This is a genomic window from Streptomyces sp. UNOC14_S4 (assembly GCF_020740835.1).
Classification (GTDB): Bacteria; Actinomycetota; Actinomycetes; order Streptomycetales; family Streptomycetaceae; genus Streptomyces.
Map to the genome: position 1 here is coordinate 1 of NZ_JAINFC010000832.1, position 2014 is coordinate 2014.

Consider the following 2014-nt stretch of genomic DNA (forward strand, 5'->3'; position numbering starts at 1 on the left):
TGGCGGTGGCGGTGGCTCGGTGCCGTCGCCACACTGTGATGCCTTCGGCGTTTACCTCCTGCTCGAACCACTCCGGCACGAACACGTGTCGCGGCACGGCGGCGAACGCTTCGGCCCATGCGCGGGAGCGGATCGCCCCGGCCTTCATGAGCTCGTCGGCGAGCGCGGCCATGTACGGTCGGGCGGCTTCGCAACTGAGGCCGGTCACGCGGTGACTCCTGTCAGTTCGTCGGCGATGGCTTCGGCGATGGGTAAGCCGGTGGCGTGCTGAATCCAGTCCCATTGACCACAAGGGTTCGCTTCCAGGAACGTCCACTCGCCGGACGGCGACACGATGAAGTCCAGGGCCGCGAAGCGGAGATCGAGACGGCGCATCAAGCGTCGCACGGCGGTGGCGACGTCGGCGGTGGCGACGTCATCGGGGGTTTCGGTGGCCCGGTACGTCAGGGAGCGGTAGTCGCTGCGCCAGTCCACGTGGGCCTCGGAGCTCCCGGCGTGTACTTCGGCGGCGAGCAGGCGGTCACCCGCGACGGTGAGACGTATCTCGTGAGCCTTGTCGACCCATGCCTGGAAGAGGTGGGCGGTGGCGTCGATACCGCGCAGGTCGGCGAGGTCGTGCTCGGCCAGCTTCCGGGTGTAGGCGACTTTGAGCTCGTCGGCCTCGATGAACACGGGGGAGGCGACGGGTTTGCAGACCAGAGGGCCTGCGACGTCACCGGCGAAGGCGCGGACGGCGTCGGGGCTGTTGGTGATCAAGGTGGGAGGGATGACGAGTCCGCACTCGTGGGCTGCGGCCAGCTGAATCGGTTTGTACTCGGCGCGGGACATGGCGGCGGGGTGGTTGACCCATCGGCAACGGAGCGCCGAGATGACACCGCCGAGCCCTGCACGGGCTTGGGCCGCAGCGAACCTGCGCTCGGGCTCGGACATGCCTGGGGCGAGACGAAAGGCGTTGGGTGCGCGGTAGTAGACGGCACTGACATCGGCGAGGTCAATGGCGCGGTACGAGGTGGCGAGTCCGCCGGCCCATCCTCGCCGGGCGTCGATGCGCCCGGCGAGGACGAGGTCTTGCGGAAACTCGGAGGTGTCCATGCGGAACACCTCTGCCCCTCGTTCCGTGAGCGCTTTGACGACGCGGTCGGTCGGCCAGTCGTTACGTGCGGCGATCACGAGGACGAGTCGCATGGGATCACTCAGTCCTTGGGGCCCTCGTCGAGGGGCGGAGGGTTGTTCGGGTTGCCGTCCGGAATGGTCGGGCTGTGCGTCTGCATGTAGGGCAGTGGTCCCTCGTACAGGCCGATGGACATCTGAGCCTGTTCGTCGTACACCGAGGGCGGCTTGACGATCGCCTGCGTGGCGTCGGGGACCTGCGCGAAGCGCAGAATCCAGGGGCGGGTGACGGGGCCGGTCGGCGGCTCGCTGCTGTGAGTGAGCCGCGCTCCTTCGGGCGCGAGCGGGAACGCCTCTCGCGGGTGCGCGACGGTGGTCACGGGCGTGCTCTCCTTTGCGTCGTGGTGTACGGGGCTACGTCGTGCAGGTAGCTGCGCTCAAGAGGCTACGGTGGGTTGGGTGCAGTCGAGTTGAGAGATCGGCGGGGTCGGCGAAGCCGTAGGCGAGGTACTCGCGGGTGGTTGCCCTTGTCGTGATGGGGAGTTGGAGGCTGCGGATTTGTTCTGGGCTCAGCTTGCCGCAGTCGATCAGGTACGAGGGTTCGGTTGCCAGGGTGGGTGAGGCCTCAACGGCCAGGACATAGCCCGGAGTTACCTGAACGGCCAGCGCGTGGCGCATGTGATACGCGAGCGCTCCGGCCGCCGACTCCCCGGGGAGCCCGAGCCCTCCGGGGAGGAGCCACTCCGCTCCGCTGTCGGGGACCAGGTACAGCAGGTGACCGTTCTCGTCGGTGATGCGCGCCAGTCCGCGAACGCGGGTTCCGGGTGGCGTGAGGCGTGCCGTGTTCAGTGTCATCAGCTCTGCGCAATCTCGTGTGGGTGGGGGAGCTGCACCCCTCCGGGGG

3 protein-coding genes and 1 pseudogene are annotated in these 2014 nt (G+C 68.2%); all 4 read right to left on the minus strand.

Going from position 1 to position 2014, the window contains the following annotated elements:
* Positions 1-208, minus strand: a pseudogene (locus K6I34_RS36220) (protein-L-isoaspartate O-methyltransferase); the annotation flags it as partial.
* Positions 205-1185, minus strand: a complete 981-nt coding sequence (gene tgmB / locus K6I34_RS36225) for an ATP-grasp ribosomal peptide maturase (protein WP_229332274.1) — start codon at positions 1183-1185, stop codon at positions 205-207. The pseudogene K6I34_RS36220 and the gene tgmB, both read right to left, overlap by 4 nt.
* 8 nt (positions 1186-1193) lie before the next feature.
* A complete protein-coding gene (locus K6I34_RS36230; RefSeq protein WP_229332275.1) occupies positions 1194-1490 on the minus strand; it encodes a hypothetical protein in 297 nt (98 codons plus the stop codon).
* Positions 1491-1524: 34 nt separating this feature from the next.
* Positions 1525-1965: a hypothetical protein gene (locus tag K6I34_RS36235; RefSeq protein ID WP_229332276.1), complete on the minus strand. Its 441-nt coding sequence runs from the start codon at positions 1963-1965 to the stop codon at positions 1525-1527.
* Positions 1966-2014 lie beyond the last annotated feature (49 nt).

Coding starts and splice junctions, on each gene's coding strand:
- tgmB (WP_229332274.1), bottom strand. CDS start 1,185: ATGCGACTCGTCCTCGTGATCGCCGCACGTAACGACTGGCCGACCGAC.
- K6I34_RS36235 (WP_229332276.1), bottom strand. CDS start 1,965: ATGACACTGAACACGGCACGCCTCACGCCACCCGGAACCCGCGTTCGC.